This is a genomic window from Halomonas sp. EF61 (assembly GCF_040147045.1).
Taxonomy (GTDB): Bacteria; Pseudomonadota; Gammaproteobacteria; order Pseudomonadales; family Halomonadaceae; genus Halomonas; species Halomonas litopenaei.
In genome coordinates this window covers 274,668-289,022 of the sequence record NZ_JAMSHM010000003.1, presented here as the reverse complement: position 1 = coordinate 289,022, position 14,355 = coordinate 274,668, and the positions used below count along the sequence as shown (strand labels likewise).

Below are 14,355 nucleotides of genomic sequence, written 5' to 3'. Positions count from 1 at the left end.
CTCGACGTTCGCCGTACTTGTGGCCGTGCCGTCACCATTCACGCGCTTTGCGTCATGCACGCGCCTTGGTGACACAGCGGCCAAGCTGCACTGGCGACGCGACACGTCCGTGCAAGGTCAGGTCAACCGAACTCGCGTGACCACACCTGCGCCAGCAGAATCACTTGGCGTTCTTGGGCGGACGTCCACGCTTGCGCTTGGGCTGCTCCGATACGAGATCATCCAGCGACAGGCCGGCTTCGGTGATCTGCTCACGGATCTCCGCCAGCTTCTGGGCCTTCTGCATCTCTTCTTCCTGGCGCTGGCGCTCCTCGTCGCGCTTCTGATCGATGACCTCCTCGACCACTTCCGCCAGTTTTTGCAGCTGTTCCATGCTCAGTTGACGAGCCGCTGCCCGTGCCACGTTCTTGTTTCTCGCAATGCGTTCCAATGATTCGCTGGACATAGCTCACTCCATAGCTTTGACACCAAGCGGCGCACGCCGCAATTCACTTGAAGAAAAGTATATGCAACCGGCCACTCTTGGCAAGAAATGCTGGAGATTTTTCCTTGTCAATTACCGAAATATTGGCGGTCTTTATACGTCAACAGCGAGCTCATTGGACGAGCCCAGTCACCCCTTGACCGGTCAATATTGGTTGAAACGCTGACACCTCGAGGAAAAAAGACAGCGGCCAGGATACAAAGAGCGGGCGCCCAAGGCGCCCGCGCAGGTAAGGAAACAAACGGTCACTTGGCGAAAGCGCTGTCAGCCACCGGTCATGTTCATGAAGCGAACCACCTGAACATCCCCATCGGTGGTGAAATGGTGCCGCTCAGGCTTTAGCGGCATCGCCTCCACGATGGCGGCCTTGAGCTTCTCCATGTCACCGGGGTAGCGCCTCAATACCGCCCTGAGATCCACCGAATGCTCGTTGCCAAGGCACAGCAGCAGGCGTCCCTCCACCGTGACCCGAACACGATTGCAGGAAGCACAGAAGTTATGGCTATGGGGCGAGATGAATCCGACCCGAGTCTCGCTATCCTCCATACGGTAGTAGCGAGAAGGCCCTGCGGTGGCTTCCGTCGTGGCCATCAGGGGGTAGCGCTGCTCGATCCTTTCGCGCACCTCGTCACTTGAACAATAGGTCTCGGCACGGGAATGGTCGGACACATCGCCCAGCGGCATCTCCTCGATAAAGCTGATATCCAGCCCCTCTGCCCTGGAGAACTCGACAAGATCCAGCACCTCGTCTTCGTTGCGCCCCTTGAGCACCACCGCATTGAGCTTGATGCGCTCAAAGCCGGCCTGCCGAGCGGCGCTGATGCCGTCCAGCACCTTGTCGAGATCACCGGTACGCGTCAGCCGTCGAAAGCGCTCGGGATCCAGCGAATCCAGACTGATGTTGAGACGCTTCATGCCGCCCTGGCGCAGCGCCTCGGCATGCCGCCTCAGGCCCGCCCCGTTGGTGGTCATGGCAAAGTCCCGAAGCCCCGGCAAGGCCCCTATACTGGACACCAGTTGCTCGATATTGCGACGGACCAGCGGCTCCCCCCCGGTCAAACGAATCTTTTCCACGCCGAGCTCGGTGAAGGCTTGCGCCACCTGGGCGATTTCCTCCAGCGTCAGCACCTGGGCACGTGGCAGGAAGGTCATCTCCTCGCTCATGCAGTAGACGCAGCGAAAGTCGCAGCGGTCGGTGACAGACAATCGGACGTAGGTCACCCGGCGACCGAAACTATCGATCAACTGTTGTGTCATTGCGAAGCGACCTCCCAACGCTTGGCGTCATCATGATCCTGACGACGTTCAGATACCCAGTAATCGCCGCTTTCGGTGTGCTCCTTCTTCCAGAATGGCGCCCGGGTCTTCAGATGGTCCATCAAGAATTCGCAGGCTTCGAAGGCGGCACGCCGATGGGCGCTGGCCACCACCACCAGTACGATGGGATCACCGGGCTCCAGACGACCGATCCGGTGGATCAGGGTTACCTCATCGAGCGGCCAGCGCTGTCGCGCCTCAGCTTCGATCTCGGCCAGCGACGCTTCGGTCATGCCGGGATAATGCTCAAGCGTCAGCGCCGTGACGTCCGGGCGTTCATTGAAGTCCCTGACCAGTCCGGTGAAGCTGACCATCGCTCCGATGTCGGTGCGATGCTCAAGCATCCGGCGCTGTTCATGGCCCGCATCGAAGGTCTCATGCTGCACGCGTATCATCGATCAGCCTCCTGTCACCGGCGGGAAGAAGGCCACCTCGTCCTCACAGGTCAGACGGGTACCGTCACTCGCCATCACCTGATTGACGGCGCACAGCACACGCCCTTCATCCAGCCCCTTGAAGCGATCATCCAGGGTCTTCAGTGCCTGCTTGAGACCGGCAACATCGGCACTGGGCAACCTGTCCAGTGGCACCGATGCTTCACCGACGCCAAGCCTTTCGCGCAGTTCAGCCAGGCACTTAACCCTGACACACTGCTCCGCGGCGGACGCAAGCCCCAGGGTCAACGCCGGGCTGTTCTCGGGGCTGGTCACGATCGGCGTTGCCGTCGCAGCGGTCGCGGTCGCGCTCCGACGCAGATAGTCACCGGACTTGCCACCCTGCTTGGCATCCACGTGGATTTCGCCGATCTCCATCTCCTTGTCCACCGCCTTGCACATGTCGTAAAGGGTGAGACAGGCCACCGATACGGCCGTCAGGGCTTCCATCTCGACCCCGGTCCGTCCGGTCAGACGGCAGGTGGCGGACACCCTGACACAGCTGGATTCGGCGTCGATCTCGAAGTCGACGCTGACCTTGGACAACGCCAGCTGGTGGCAAAGCGGGATCAGCTCGTGGGTGCGTTTCGCGGCCTGAATACCGGCAATCCTGGCGGTCGCCAGCACGTCGCCCTTGGGCAACTTGCCATCGCTCAACAGCGCCAGAGTCTCCGGCGCCATGGAGATGCTTCCGGTCGCCGTCGCCTCCCGTCGGGTCGCTGCCTTGTCGCCGACATCGACCATGTTGGCTTCGCCGCGTGCGTTGAGATGGGAAAGCGTCATGTTCAAGCCTCAGGAAAATCGAAAGAGAGGGAGTACCATCACGATATCATCGATGGACGCCGAGTCCGTATCCTCGGGAATCTCGACCAGGCAATTGGCCGAGACCATGGACGACAGAATACCGGAACCCTGATTGCCTGTATTGACCACCCGCAAGGTCCCGTCCGCATCACAGTGAAAGACACCGCGACTGTAGTCCGTACGTCCGACCCTGCTGCGAAAGGCGCTACCGGCCACGGCCTTCCAGCGTGGCTGAGTGGGTGAGCGCCCTTCCAGAGCCGCCAGCATCGGCACCACAAACACCAGACAGGTCACCATGCAGGCCACCGGGTTACCCGGCAGTCCCAGCAAGGGTGTCTCGTCGGGGCCAATCACCCCACATGCCATGGGCCGGCCTGGCCGCATGGCGATCCGCCACAGGGTCAACCTGCCAAGGCGCTCCACCGCTTCCCGGGTGTGGTCCGCCTGCCCCACCGACACTCCGCCACTGGAGACCACCAGATCCGCGGTCCGGGCGGCGTCAGCGAGCTGTTCGACCAGGGCGTCGGTGTCATCGGCGACGATGCCGAGATCGATTACCTCGGCGCCATGCTCCTGCAACAACCCCATCAGAGAATAGCGGTTGGCATCATAGATCGCCGCCTGGGCGCGTGCCTCACCGGGTGCCGTAACCTCATCGCCGGTGGAGAACACGGCTACCCGAGGACGTCGCCGCACCCGGACCTCGGCCTGCCCGAGAGACGCCAACAGGCCAAGCGCGGCGGCTTCGAGGCGCCTGCCTGCTGCAATGGCCACCTGGCCGGCACGCAGATCCTCGCCCGCCTGGCGCACGTTCTGCCCCTGCTTGACGCGGTCGGCGCGTGTCACCCTCACACGATCGCCATCTCGCTCGAGCTGTTCGAGCATGACCACGGTGTCGGCCCCTGGCGGCAAGGGCGCCCCCGTGGTGATGGCAATACACTCACCGTCGCCCAGGCGACCCTGAAAAGGCTGCCCCGCCAGGGCTTCTCCCACCTGGAGAAAGACCTCGCCGGGGTCCTCGGTCGACCAGTTGAGCGCCACCCCATCCATCGCGGAGTTGGTATGCCCGGGCACATCGAAGGGCGCTTCTACCGCCTCGGCCAGCACTCGGCCGTGGGCCCTGGCCAGGGGCACCTTTTCCGCCGCCAGGCGACCAGCCACCAGCGTCAACAGGGCATCGCGCGCCTCCACGACGCCGAGCATGCGCTCACCAAGATCGAAACAGGAAAGCGTTGTCATGACGGTTCTCCTCCCTGGTGCGCGACAAGCCATTCGGGCCACCGCCTCACCCAGGCCTGGACCCAGGCGGCGATGGCGTCATGATCATTGAGATCGAGCGCATCGCCCCTGGTCGCCAGGGGGGCGTCACTGGCGACGGCCTGAATCCATGGATCGTCTTCCGCCATCAGCGGCTTTTCCAGCGCCGGCCGATGGAGCTCCAGCTTGGGTAAAGGCCAGTCCTTGAAGCCCTCGACCAGCACCAGTTGCGGTTCCAGCGGCGCGACCATGGCCAGCAGGGTTGCCAGATCGGCCTCTTCGCCCCCCGGCGTCTCCATCATCAATGCCAGCCGGGCGCGGGAGGCGATCAGGACAGGTTCGGCCCCCGCCATACGCAGGCGATGACTGTCCTTGCCAGGCTGGTCTACCTCGAAGCGGTGGTGGGCGTGCTTGATCACCGCCACCTTGAGCCCGGCGCCCTTCAACATCGGTACCAGACGTTCCAGCAGGGTGGTCTTGCCGGTCCCGCTCCAGGCGGCGATGCCCAACAGCGGCTGATCGGGGCGCAAGCTCAGCGCCTGCGTCATGAGTCACGCTCCTGACGACACGCCTCCAGCCGTCGTCTTTCCTCTTCGGTGTTGAGATTGGCGAAGGCGGCAGCGCAGTCGCTGACGTCGACCCGGTCCCAGCGGTGGCGATCGTACCAGCGGTCGATCTTGCGTTCGCCCTGCTCGAGCACCGCCGCCAGATCCTCATGCAGGTGACGGGACAGCAACGCCACCACGGGGTGCAGCCGCTCTCCGTCATGGGCGACGACAATATCCAGCCCATCGCGCCAGCCAGCCACCAGCCGGGGCACCAGATCGGCGGGCAGCGCCGGGCTGTCGCAGGGCACCACCACCACCCAGGGCGTAGAGGACGCGACCAGACCACTGTAGATGCCCATCAAGGGTCCGTGGTAGCCCGCCTGGTGATCCTCGACCACTCGATCGGCGAGAGCCGCGTACTCGTCCAGATGGCGATTGGCATTGATCATCACGCTAGCCACATGGGGCTTCAGACAGGCAACGGCGTGCGCCGCCAGCGGCTTGCCGTCGAACGGCACCAGCCCCTTGTCGACTCCCCCCATGCGTCGCCCCTGGCCTCCCGCCAGAACCACGCCGCTTATCTCCTTCGCGTCCAGCCTCGCCACCATTGCACCTCTTTTATTGGTCGTCGACAGCATCCTCCATGATGCCTTAGCCACCCGCAGGCTGCCATGAGCGTATCGGGGTAGACAGTAGACGCCAGGGATGTCGGACAGCGACGTTAGCGGGTATCATGTGTCCATCATTATGCACAACATCGGCTTTGCCGAGACGGGAAACAGGATGGAAGACAGTTTCGACGTCGGCGCCAGATTGCGCCAACTACGACAGGAAAAGCAGCTTTCTCAACGCGAACTGGCGAAAAGAGCCGGCGTGACCAACAGCACCATTTCGCTGATTGAGCTTAACAATGTGAGCCCATCGGTCAGCTCGCTTAAGAAGATTCTTGACGCTTTGCCGGTATCGATCAGCGCCTTCTTCGCGGGTGACGAACCGAACCACCCCAGCCCCTTCTATCGCGCCGCGGAGCTCACCGAGATCGGCGATGGCCATCTGTCCTGGCGGCTTGTCGCGGCCAGACGCCCGGACCGACGCATGTCGGTGCTCCACGAGCGCTATCCGCCCGGAGCCGATACCGGCGAAGAGATGCTTGAACACGACGGCGAGGAAGGCGGCGTCATCATCGCCGGCGAGATCGAGATCACCGTCAACGGCGAGACAGGTCTGCTCGGCCCCGGCGACGCCTACTACTTCGACTCACGCCTGCCCCATCGGTTTCGCAACCTGGGGGATCAGGAATGCGTGATTGTCAGTGCGAACACTCCCCCCACCTTTTCCGATGGCGGAGAGCAACTACATCACTGATGCTCAGGGAACGATTGTCAGTGCCCTGTCGCCAACACCTGTCCCCCCACCTTTTCCGATGGCGGAGAGCAACTACACCATTGAGAAATGCCTTCGACAGGGCATGATTGTCAGTGCCCTGTCGCCAACACCTGTCCCCCCACCTTTTCCGATGGTGGAGAGCAACTACATCACTGATTTCCCCCACCGTCTCCGATGGTGGAGATCAGCTACATCATTGATCAAAGACGACGACAGGGCAGGATCGTCAGTGCCCTGTCGCCAACAGCCGATGGCCCGGCTGTCGCGCCGGGCCATGGTAATAGCAGGGTTCATTCGTCCTCGCTGGCCCGGGGCAACACCAGGTTGAGGGCGATGCCGATCAAGGCGGCGAGGCTGACCCCCTGCAGGGCGAACTGGCCATCGCCGAACTGCATACCACCGATGCCGAACACCAGGATCAGCGAGACCACCACCAGGTTGCGCGGGGCGGTCAGGGGTTTGCCGGCGCGCACCAGGGTATTCATGCCGACCACCGCGATGGAGCCGAACAGCAGGGTCATGATCCCGCCCATCACCGGGGTAGGAATGGTCTGCAATACTGCCCCCAGCTTGGCGACGAAGGCCAAGGTGATGGCTACCAGTGCGGCGGACACCATGAACATCGGATTGAAGGCGCGGGTCAGGGTGACCGCCCCGGTGACCTCCGAGTAAGTGGTGTTGGGCGGCCCACCGAACAGCGCCGCCGAAATGGTCGCCAGGCCGTCGCCCAACAGGGTGCGGTGAAGGCCTGGTTTCTCCAGGTAGTTGCGTCGGGTCACCGAGCCGATCGCCACCATATCACCGATATGCTCCACCGCCGGCGCGATGGCGACGGGGATCATGAACAGGACCGCCGCCCAGTGAAAGCTCGGCGCGGTGAAGGATGGCAACGCCAGCCAGGCCGCCTCACGTACCGGGCTGAAGTCGACCACCCCCATCAGCAATGCCATCAGATAGCCGGTGACGATCCCCCCCATGATCGGCACCAGGCGCAACAGACCGCGCCCGAAGACCGCCAGGATCAGCGTCACCAGCAGGCTCGACATGGACAGCACCATGGCCTGGGTGTAACCGATGGTCTCGCTGTTCTCGCCGGTGGCCATGCTCACCGCGACTGGTGCCAGGGCAAGACCGATGACCATGATCACCGGTCCTACCACCACCGGCGGCAGCAGCCGATGCAGCCACCCCGTCCCCTTCAGCCGAACCGCCTGGGAGATCGCCACGTAGACGAAACCGGCAGCGATCAGCCCGCCCAGGGTGGCGGAGACACCAAAGTGGGCGATGGAGCCCTGAATAGGGGCAATAAAGGCAAAGGACGACGCCAGAAACACCGGAACCGTCAGACGCGTGGTCAGATGGAACACCAGGGTGCCGATACCGGCGGTGAACATGGCGACGTTGGGATCGAGGCCGGTCAGCAATGGCACCAGCACCAGGGCGCCGAACGCCACGAACAGCATCTGGGCACCGACCAGCACCAGCCGAGGCAAGGAATCCGTCGTTGCTTCGACGGGCGAGGAAGAGGACGAGGGGTCTGACATGGAGGGCTCCGCGGTGGACAAACGCCGGCTATGGTACCAACGCACGCGCAACGTTTCGGCAAAATTTTGCGCGTCTTTCGACGCCACCGCCAACGCTTGGCAGACGCTCCTCTCATCCAGACTGTGCTATCCACCCGGCGCCATGTATTGCCCACAAGGCACCGGGCCCCCGCTGTCTCCAGCGAGGGCCCGGCGTCCTGCACATCAGGGGCCATGCACGAAAGGCGACCTGCGAAGCGCCGTCACCTGCGCACAAGTCCCCGTCCTACTCACGGGTACCGGCCGACATCCATTCCTCCATCATCTGCTCGTAGGGCACTGTGGTGCCCTGGGGCATCTCGTTGTCCAGCTTGGCCTTGGGCGCGCCGGGCTGGCTCAACCATTCTTCGGGATCCTTGGGTTCATTGAGCACCGGCGCGTAGGTGGCAAACACCTTGGCCCGCGCCAGACGCGCCATGATGTTGTCGAGGTCACCGGCCAGATTATCCAGCGCCTCCTGGGCCGAGATGTCGCCATTGACCGCAGGGGCCAGATTCTGCCACCACAGCGGCGCCATGCGCGGATAGTCAGGCACGTTGGTGCCGGTAGGCGTCCAGTTGGACTCGTTGGGACTGCGGTAGAATTCCACCAGGCCACCCAGCTTCGGCGCCATCTCGGTCATCTGGTCGGAGAAGATGTCGGACCGGCGGATCGGCGTCAGCCCCGCCATCAGCTTCTCCAGCGAGACGGTCTTGGACACGGTGAACTGGGCAAACAGCCAGGCTGCGCTGCGCCGATCCTCCGGCGTCGAATCGAAGAAGGTCCAGGCCCCCACGTCCTGATAGCCGACTTTCATCCCCTCTTCCCAGTACGGGCCGGTGGGAGACGGCGCCATGCGCCACTTGGGATTGCCCTCATCGTCGGTCACCGCCACATCGGGACTGACCATGTCGGCGGTAAAGGCGGTGTACCAGAACATCTGCTGGGCCACGTTGCCCTGGGCCGGCACCGGCCCGGCCTCGCCGAAGGTCATGCCCTGGGCTTCGGGCGGCGCATAGTCTCGAAGCCACTCCACCATCTTGGTGACGGCGAACACCGAGGCCGGTGAATTGGTGGCGCCGCCACGGCTGACGCTGGCCCCCACCGGGTGGCTCTCTTCATCGACCCGAATGCCCCAGTCGTCTACCGGGTTGCCGAACGGCACCCCGGGACTGCCCATGCCGGCCATGGACAGCCAGGAGTCATGGAAGCGCCACCCCAGCGACGGATCCCGACGGCCGTAGTCCATGTGGCCGTAGACCTTCTGACCGTCGATCTCGCCGACGTGCTCGCTGAAGAACTCGGCGATGTCCTGATAGGCGGTCCAGTTGGTGGGCACACCCAGATCATAGCCGTAGATGTCCTTGAACTGTGCCTTCAGATCATCGCGCTGGAACCAGTCATAGCGGAACCAGTAGAGGTTGGCGAACTGCTGGTCGGGCAGCTGGTAGATGCTACCGTCGGGCCCGGTGGTGTACTGAATGCCGATAAAGTCGTCCAGATCGAGGGTCGGCAGCGTCAGGTCCTTCCACTCGTTGGCCATGGCCTCGCTCAGGTTGATGGTCGAGCCGTAGCGAATGTGGGTACCGATGGCGTCCGAGTCGTTGACGTAGGCGTCATAGATATTGCGCCCCGACTGCATCTGGGTCTGCATGTTCTGCACCACATCACCTTCGCCGATGATGTTGTGGGTTACCTCGATACCGGTCAGCTCGGTAAAGGCCGGCGCCAGCACGTCACGCTCCCAGGTGTGGGTGGTCAGGCCCTCGGCGACGGTGTTGATCTCCATGCCTTCAAACGGCTCGGCAGCCTTGGCAAACCATTCCAGTTCAGCGATGCGTTCCTCGCGGCTCAGGGTCGAGTCCTTGAACACCTCGTCGGCCAAGCGCTCGATCACCGCCGTTCGATCGTCCTGGGCCAGGGCGCCGCCGCTGAGCAGCAATAGCCCCACAGCACCTAGTCTGGTCAGCTTGAGTCTAGCGTTCATGGTCACCTCTATTGTTGTCGTCGACCGTCAGGTCGATCGTTGTCGTCGAAGGGAGCCTGGCCCCCGCTAGCCCCATCGCAGCAGGACCAGCATCCACACCACCGATACGCCCAGCGCCAGCCACAGACTCAGGCTGGTGAAGCCCACGACCGCCAGATGGATGTAGGCCGCCGACAGCATGCCGATGAAGAAACGGTCCCCCCGGGTGGTGCTGATCGGCAGAAAACCGCGCCGTTCCCGCGTCGGCGATACCAGCTCCCAGGTCGTCATGACCACCAGCAACAGCGCAATGACACCAAAGAAGATCGCCGTGGGCAGGGTCCATACCATCCAGTCCATGTCGGTGCTCCTCAGGTCCGGCCCAGGGCAAAGCCCTTGGCGATGTGATGGCGCACGAAGAACACCACCACGATGCCTGGCACGATGGTCAGTACCCCGGCCGCCGCCAGGGTGCCCCAGTCGATGCCCGAGGCGGTCGAGGTTCGCGTCATCACCGAGGCGATGGGCTGGGCCTCGGTGGAGGTCAGAGTGCGTGCCAGCAACAGCTCGACCCAGGAGAACATGAACAGGAAGAACAGCGTCACGCCGATGCCGGAGCGAATCATCGGAATGAACACCTGGACGAAGAAGCGCGGGAAGCTGTAACCATCAATAAAGGCGGTCTCGTCGATCTCCTTGGGCACGCTGGACATGAAGCCTTCGAGGATCCATACCGCCAGCGGAATATTGAACAGACAGTGGGCCAGCGCCACGGCGATGTGGGTATCGAACAGGCCCACCGTGTAGTAGAGCTGAAAGTACGGCAGCAGGAACACCGCCGGTGGCGCCATCATGTTGGTCAACAGCCAGAAGAACAGGTGCTTGTCACCGATGAAACGGTAGCGACTGAAGGCATAGGCCGCCGGCAGCGCCACGCTCATGCTGATCGCCATGTTCATCAACACATAGGTGATCGAGTTGACGTAACCCATGTACCAGCTCGGGTCGGTGAATATCTTGGCGTAGTTGGCCAAGGTCAGCGATTGCGGCCATAGGGTCAGCTCGCCGAGGATCTCGCTATTGGTCTGCAGCGACATGTTGACCAGCCAGTAGATCGGCAGCAGTACAAACACGATGTAGGCCAGCATCAAGAAGCCACGGCGAAAGCGTCGTCCTGTCGAACGGCCCTGTCGACGGCGGCGGGCCGCCTCCTTTTCCGCGCGCTTTCGCACCTGGTCGGGACTGGATGGCGTGGAATCAGTCATGGCGAGCCCCTCCCTGCCGGTCCTTCTGCAGATTCATGATGGCGGTATAGAACACCCAGCAGACCAGCAGGATGATCAGGAAGTAGATCAGCGAAAAGGCCGCCGAAGGCCCTACATCGAACTGGGCGGTGGCCATGATCGCCAGCGATTGACTGAGGAAGGTGGTCGCGCTTCCCGGCCCGCCGCCGGTCAACACGAAGGGTTCGGCGTAGATCATGAAGGAGTGCATGAAACGCAGCAGCACCCCGATCACCAGTACGTTGGTGAGCTTGGGTAGCTGGATATAGCGAAACACCGCCCAGCGTGAAGCGCGATCGATGCGCGCCGCCTGATAGTAGGCCTCGGGAATCGCCTGCAGACCGCTGTAGCAGAGCAGTGCGATCAGCGAGGTCCAGTGCCAGACATCCATCAGCACGATGGTTACCCAGGCGTCCAGCGGACTCGAGGTGATGTTGTAGGGATAGCCCATCTGGCGCAGGCTCCAGCCCATCAGACCGATGTCGCCACGGGTGAATATCTGCCAGATGCTGCCCACCACGTTCCACGGGATCAACAAGGGCAAGGTCACCAGGATCAACACCAGCGACGCCCGCCACCCACGCTTGGGCATCAACAGAGCGATTCCCACCCCCAGCGGCACCTGAATCGCCAGGATGGTCAGCGAAAACGCAAACTGCCGGGCCAGCGCCGCCTGCAGCGCCGGATCGTTGAGCATCTTGACGAACCATTCGGTGCCGGTGAAGAACCGGGTATTGGCGTCGAAGACGTCCTGCACCGAGTAGTTGACCACCGTCATCAGCGGCACGATGGCGGAAAAGGCGACCAGCGCCAGCATCGGCAGCACCAGCCACCAGGCGCGATTGTTGGGGACCTTGTTCATGACGCCACCTCTACCCGGGATTCATCTACGTACAAAGTCAGCCATCTTTCTGGGAAACGCACCGACACGCGCCCGGAAAGCGCGAGCCCGCCCTCCTCCACGCGCACCTTGAAGCGCGCCTGGTCTAGCGCCAGCGTCAAGATCGAGTAGGTCCCGAGATCCTGGCAGTGGTCCACCACGGCGCTGAGGGTCCCGCTCGTGCCGTCCTCGGCAAGCTCGATGAATTCCGGACGAATGCCCAGCTTGAGGTTGTCGCTGCGTTCACGAGCATCAAGCAGCGAGCGGTGCATCGCGGCGGACAGTTCGAGGCGCTGGCCGTCGATCAGGATGTTGTCGCCATCGATGCATGGCGTGAAGAAGTTCATGCCGGGACTACCGATGAAGTAGCCGACGAAGGTGTGGGCGGGGCTTTCGAACAGCTCGCGCGGGGTACCGAACTGGACGATTCGACCGTCGTACATCACCGCAATCTTGTCGGCAAAGGTCGAGGCTTCGAGTTGATCGTGGGTCACGTAGATCATGGTGATGGCGAAGCGCTGATGGATCTCCTTCAGCTTGCGCCGCAGCTTCCACTTGAGCTGCGGGTCGATCACCGTCAGTGGCTCGTCGAACAGGATGGCCGCCACATCATCACGGACCAGGCCACGCCCCATGGACACCTTCTGTTTCTCGTCGGCACTGAGGTTGCGCGCCTTGCTGGCCAGGCGGTCGGTCAGGTCGAGGATGTCCGCGACCTCCTCGACCCTCTCGCGAACCCGCTCCTCCGGGGTCTTCACGTTGCGCAGCGGGAAGGCCAGGTTGTCGTAGACCGTCATGGTGTCGTAGACCACCGGGAACTGAAACACCTGAGCGATGTTGCGCTCTTCCGGCGGCAGCTCGTTGACCATGACCCCGTCGAAGCGCACCTCGCCCTGGGAAGGTACCAGCAGCCCGGAGATGATATTGAGCAGGGTCGACTTGCCGCAGCCGGATGGCCCCAGCAGGGCATAGGCACCACCCTGCTCCCACACGTGCTCCATCTGTTCGATGGCGTAGTCGCTGCGCTTCGAAGGCGACGCCGAATAGCTGTGCGCCAACTGTGAAAGGCGAATCTCGGCCATGCTAGCGCTCCTCCCCTGACGCCGACGCCGGCGGTGCCTGCCGTGAAGACGGAAGCGGCGGACGCACCCCTCCGTCACCGGCTTCCGGCGGCACGTGCAGGGTCTTGCCATCCATGTCGAACACGAACAGGCGATGCACCGGTACATAGAGTGTGATCGGCTCATCCACACGAAAGCTGTGAACACCGGAAAGATGCGCCACCAGCGACATCCTCTCGTTGCCCACGTGCAGGAAGGTCTCGGAGCCACTGATCTCGGCCAGCTCGACCTTGACGTCAAGCGCCAGGTCATCGTCTGCCCGGGGCTGCATGGCCAGATGAGCCGGCCGCACACCGAAGCGGTAGCCGCCCTCGTCAAGCGCCGCCAGAGCTTCATCGAGCGGGAAGTGCACCTCGTCGTCGAAGCTGACCTCACCGTCGCGGATGCGCCCTTCCAGCACATTGATGGGGGGTTCGGAGAACATCTCCGCCGCGGTCAGGGAGGCCGGCTGGCGGAACACCGTAGCGGTCGGGCCATGCTGAACCAGGCGCCCCTCGTGCAGAATTGCCGTATTGCCACCCAGCGCCAGCGCTTCCGCCGGTTCGGTGGTGGCGTAGACCGCGATGCAGTCACGCCGGGCGAACAAGGCACTCAACTCCTCGCGAAACTCCTCGCGCAGCTTGTAGTCGAGGTTGACCAGAGGCTCATCGAACAGCACCAGGTCCGCGTCCTTGACCAGCGCCCGTGCCATGGCCGTGCGCTGCTGCTGGCCACCGGACAGGTCCAGTGGCTGGCGGTCGAGCAGGCCTTCGATGTGCAGCAGCTCAGCGATCTCGTGGACACGTCGCTGGATCTCGCTCTTGGCGACACGGGCCAGCTTCAGCGGAGAGGCAATATTGTCGAAGACACTCTGGTGGGGGTAGTTGATGAACTGCTGGTAGACCATCGCCACGTTGCGTTGGCGAACCCCCTTGCCGGTCACGTCTTCACCCTGCATCAGGATGCGCCCGCGGGTCGGCTGGTCCAGCCCGGCCATCAGGCGCATCAGGCTGGTCTTGCCGGCCAGGGTGCGGCCCAGCAGGACATTGAAGGAACCCGGCTCCAGGGTCAGGCTGATGTCATCGATGTGGGTCTCGCTCGCCACCTTGCGGGTGACGCCGTCGAGGATCAGGGACATGGGCGTACTCTTTCGCGCAGAGGTTCCCCTCGTCTCCGAGGGGCGTCATCTGTACGGTAGTAGAGAATCTCTACTCGCCCGTGATGTTTTTAAACGAAAGGGCCCACCACGCGCCAGAAGACACCCTTTTTATTTCCCATCTTTCTGTTTTTGCTTTACTTCTCCCATGTCATCAACTTTTGTCTAATGCGAAAAG

15 protein-coding genes are annotated in these 14,355 nt (G+C 62.8%); 1 reads left to right on the top strand and 14 read right to left on the bottom strand.

Going from position 1 to position 14,355, the window contains the following annotated elements; genetic code table 11:
* Window positions 1-160: 160 nt before the first annotated feature.
* The 7 genes from NFI08_RS16120 to mobA form a co-directional block, all read right to left on the bottom strand.
* A complete protein-coding gene (locus NFI08_RS16120; RefSeq protein WP_045994196.1) occupies window positions 161-445 on the bottom strand; it encodes an H-NS family histone-like protein in 285 nt (94 codons plus the stop codon).
* 303 nt (window positions 446-748) lie between these two features.
* Window positions 749-1,741 carry a GTP 3',8-cyclase MoaA gene (gene moaA, locus NFI08_RS16115; protein ID WP_108448781.1) on the bottom strand — a complete coding sequence of 331 codons (993 nt, stop codon included), beginning with the start codon at window positions 1,739-1,741 and terminating at the stop codon, window positions 749-751.
* The gene (gene moaE / locus NFI08_RS16110) at window positions 1,738-2,196 is read right to left on the bottom strand and encodes a molybdopterin synthase catalytic subunit MoaE (protein WP_108448782.1); all 459 of its coding nucleotides are present in this window, start codon (window positions 2,194-2,196) and stop codon (window positions 1,738-1,740) included. The genes moaA and moaE overlap by 4 nt, the downstream gene beginning before the upstream one ends.
* Window positions 2,197-2,199: 3 nt before the next feature.
* A complete protein-coding gene (moaC, locus tag NFI08_RS16105) occupies window positions 2,200-3,018 on the bottom strand; it encodes a cyclic pyranopterin monophosphate synthase MoaC (RefSeq protein WP_108448783.1) in 819 nt (272 codons plus the stop codon).
* Window positions 3,019-3,027: 9 nt separating this feature from the next.
* Window positions 3,028-4,278: a molybdopterin molybdotransferase MoeA gene (gene moeA / locus NFI08_RS16100; protein WP_349590616.1), complete on the bottom strand. Its 1,251-nt coding sequence runs from the start codon at window positions 4,276-4,278 to the stop codon at window positions 3,028-3,030.
* On the bottom strand, window positions 4,275-4,844 hold the full coding sequence (gene mobB, locus NFI08_RS16095; protein ID WP_108448785.1) for a molybdopterin-guanine dinucleotide biosynthesis protein B: 570 nt from the start codon (window positions 4,842-4,844) through the stop codon (window positions 4,275-4,277). Before mobB ends, moeA begins: the two co-directional genes overlap by 4 nt.
* On the bottom strand, window positions 4,841-5,452 hold the full coding sequence (mobA, locus tag NFI08_RS16090; RefSeq protein WP_045994202.1) for a molybdenum cofactor guanylyltransferase MobA: 612 nt from the start codon (window positions 5,450-5,452) through the stop codon (window positions 4,841-4,843). The genes mobB and mobA overlap by 4 nt, the downstream gene beginning before the upstream one ends.
* Before the next feature lie 175 nt (window positions 5,453-5,627).
* On the opposite strand from mobA, the gene NFI08_RS16085 reads away from it, so the two are divergent.
* Window positions 5,628-6,209, top strand: coding sequence for a cupin domain-containing protein (locus tag NFI08_RS16085; RefSeq protein ID WP_045994203.1), 582 nt, complete (start codon window positions 5,628-5,630; stop codon window positions 6,207-6,209).
* A 311-nt stretch (window positions 6,210-6,520) separates the two neighbouring features.
* Here the strand turns inward: NFI08_RS16085 and NFI08_RS16080 are convergent, their stop codons facing one another.
* The 7 genes from NFI08_RS16080 to NFI08_RS16050 all read right to left on the bottom strand — a co-directional run bounded on the left by NFI08_RS16080 (window position 6,521) and on the right by NFI08_RS16050 (window position 14,159).
* Window positions 6,521-7,774: a uracil-xanthine permease family protein gene (locus tag NFI08_RS16080; protein WP_124804852.1), complete on the bottom strand. Its 1,254-nt coding sequence runs from the start codon at window positions 7,772-7,774 to the stop codon at window positions 6,521-6,523.
* Between the two features lie 265 nt (window positions 7,775-8,039).
* The gene (locus NFI08_RS16075) at window positions 8,040-9,779 is read right to left on the bottom strand and encodes an ABC transporter substrate-binding protein (RefSeq protein ID WP_045994205.1); all 1,740 of its coding nucleotides are present in this window, start codon (window positions 9,777-9,779) and stop codon (window positions 8,040-8,042) included.
* Between the two features lie 66 nt (window positions 9,780-9,845).
* Window positions 9,846-10,118, bottom strand: coding sequence for a DUF2160 domain-containing protein (locus NFI08_RS16070; protein WP_108133102.1), 273 nt, complete (start codon window positions 10,116-10,118; stop codon window positions 9,846-9,848).
* 11 nt (window positions 10,119-10,129) lie between these two features.
* Window positions 10,130-11,023, bottom strand: coding sequence for a carbohydrate ABC transporter permease (locus tag NFI08_RS16065; RefSeq protein ID WP_108133101.1), 894 nt, complete (start codon window positions 11,021-11,023; stop codon window positions 10,130-10,132).
* Window positions 11,016-11,903, bottom strand: coding sequence for a carbohydrate ABC transporter permease (locus tag NFI08_RS16060; RefSeq protein WP_349590609.1), 888 nt, complete (start codon window positions 11,901-11,903; stop codon window positions 11,016-11,018). The genes NFI08_RS16065 and NFI08_RS16060 overlap by 8 nt, the downstream gene beginning before the upstream one ends.
* Complete coding sequence (locus NFI08_RS16055; RefSeq protein WP_124804855.1) at window positions 11,900-13,003, bottom strand: ABC transporter ATP-binding protein; 1,104 nt, start codon at window positions 13,001-13,003, stop codon at window positions 11,900-11,902. Before NFI08_RS16055 ends, NFI08_RS16060 begins: the two co-directional genes overlap by 4 nt.
* Window position 13,004: 1 nt before the next feature.
* Window positions 13,005-14,159, bottom strand: a complete 1,155-nt coding sequence (locus NFI08_RS16050) for an ABC transporter ATP-binding protein (protein ID WP_287165598.1) — start codon at window positions 14,157-14,159, stop codon at window positions 13,005-13,007.
* Window positions 14,160-14,355: the final 196 nt, after the last annotated feature.

What these genes read in the sequence shown, in the direction of transcription:
- NFI08_RS16070 (WP_108133102.1), bottom strand. Translation starts at nt 10,118, where the DNA reads ATGGACTGGATGGTATGGACCCTGCCCACGGCGATCTTCTTTGGTGTC.
- NFI08_RS16085 (WP_045994203.1), top strand. Translation starts at nt 5,628, where the DNA reads ATGGAAGACAGTTTCGACGTCGGCGCCAGATTGCGCCAACTACGACAG.
- NFI08_RS16050 (WP_287165598.1), bottom strand. Translation starts at nt 14,159, where the DNA reads ATGTCCCTGATCCTCGACGGCGTCACCCGCAAGGTGGCGAGCGAGACC.
- moaE (WP_108448782.1), bottom strand. Translation starts at nt 2,196, where the DNA reads ATGATACGCGTGCAGCATGAGACCTTCGATGCGGGCCATGAACAGCGC.
- moeA (WP_349590616.1), bottom strand. Translation starts at nt 4,278, where the DNA reads ATGACAACGCTTTCCTGTTTCGATCTTGGTGAGCGCATGCTCGGCGTC.
- NFI08_RS16080 (WP_124804852.1), bottom strand. Translation starts at nt 7,774, where the DNA reads ATGTCAGACCCCTCGTCCTCTTCCTCGCCCGTCGAAGCAACGACGGAT.
- mobA (WP_045994202.1), bottom strand. Translation starts at nt 5,452, where the DNA reads ATGGTGGCGAGGCTGGACGCGAAGGAGATAAGCGGCGTGGTTCTGGCG.
- mobB (WP_108448785.1), bottom strand. Translation starts at nt 4,844, where the DNA reads ATGACGCAGGCGCTGAGCTTGCGCCCCGATCAGCCGCTGTTGGGCATC.
- NFI08_RS16055 (WP_124804855.1), bottom strand. Translation starts at nt 13,003, where the DNA reads ATGGCCGAGATTCGCCTTTCACAGTTGGCGCACAGCTATTCGGCGTCG.
- NFI08_RS16075 (WP_045994205.1), bottom strand. Translation starts at nt 9,779, where the DNA reads ATGAACGCTAGACTCAAGCTGACCAGACTAGGTGCTGTGGGGCTATTG.
- NFI08_RS16060 (WP_349590609.1), bottom strand. Translation starts at nt 11,903, where the DNA reads ATGAACAAGGTCCCCAACAATCGCGCCTGGTGGCTGGTGCTGCCGATG.
- NFI08_RS16120 (WP_045994196.1), bottom strand. Translation starts at nt 445, where the DNA reads ATGTCCAGCGAATCATTGGAACGCATTGCGAGAAACAAGAACGTGGCA.
- moaA (WP_108448781.1), bottom strand. Translation starts at nt 1,741, where the DNA reads ATGACACAACAGTTGATCGATAGTTTCGGTCGCCGGGTGACCTACGTC.
- NFI08_RS16065 (WP_108133101.1), bottom strand. Translation starts at nt 11,023, where the DNA reads ATGACTGATTCCACGCCATCCAGTCCCGACCAGGTGCGAAAGCGCGCG.
- moaC (WP_108448783.1), bottom strand. Translation starts at nt 3,018, where the DNA reads ATGACGCTTTCCCATCTCAACGCACGCGGCGAAGCCAACATGGTCGAT.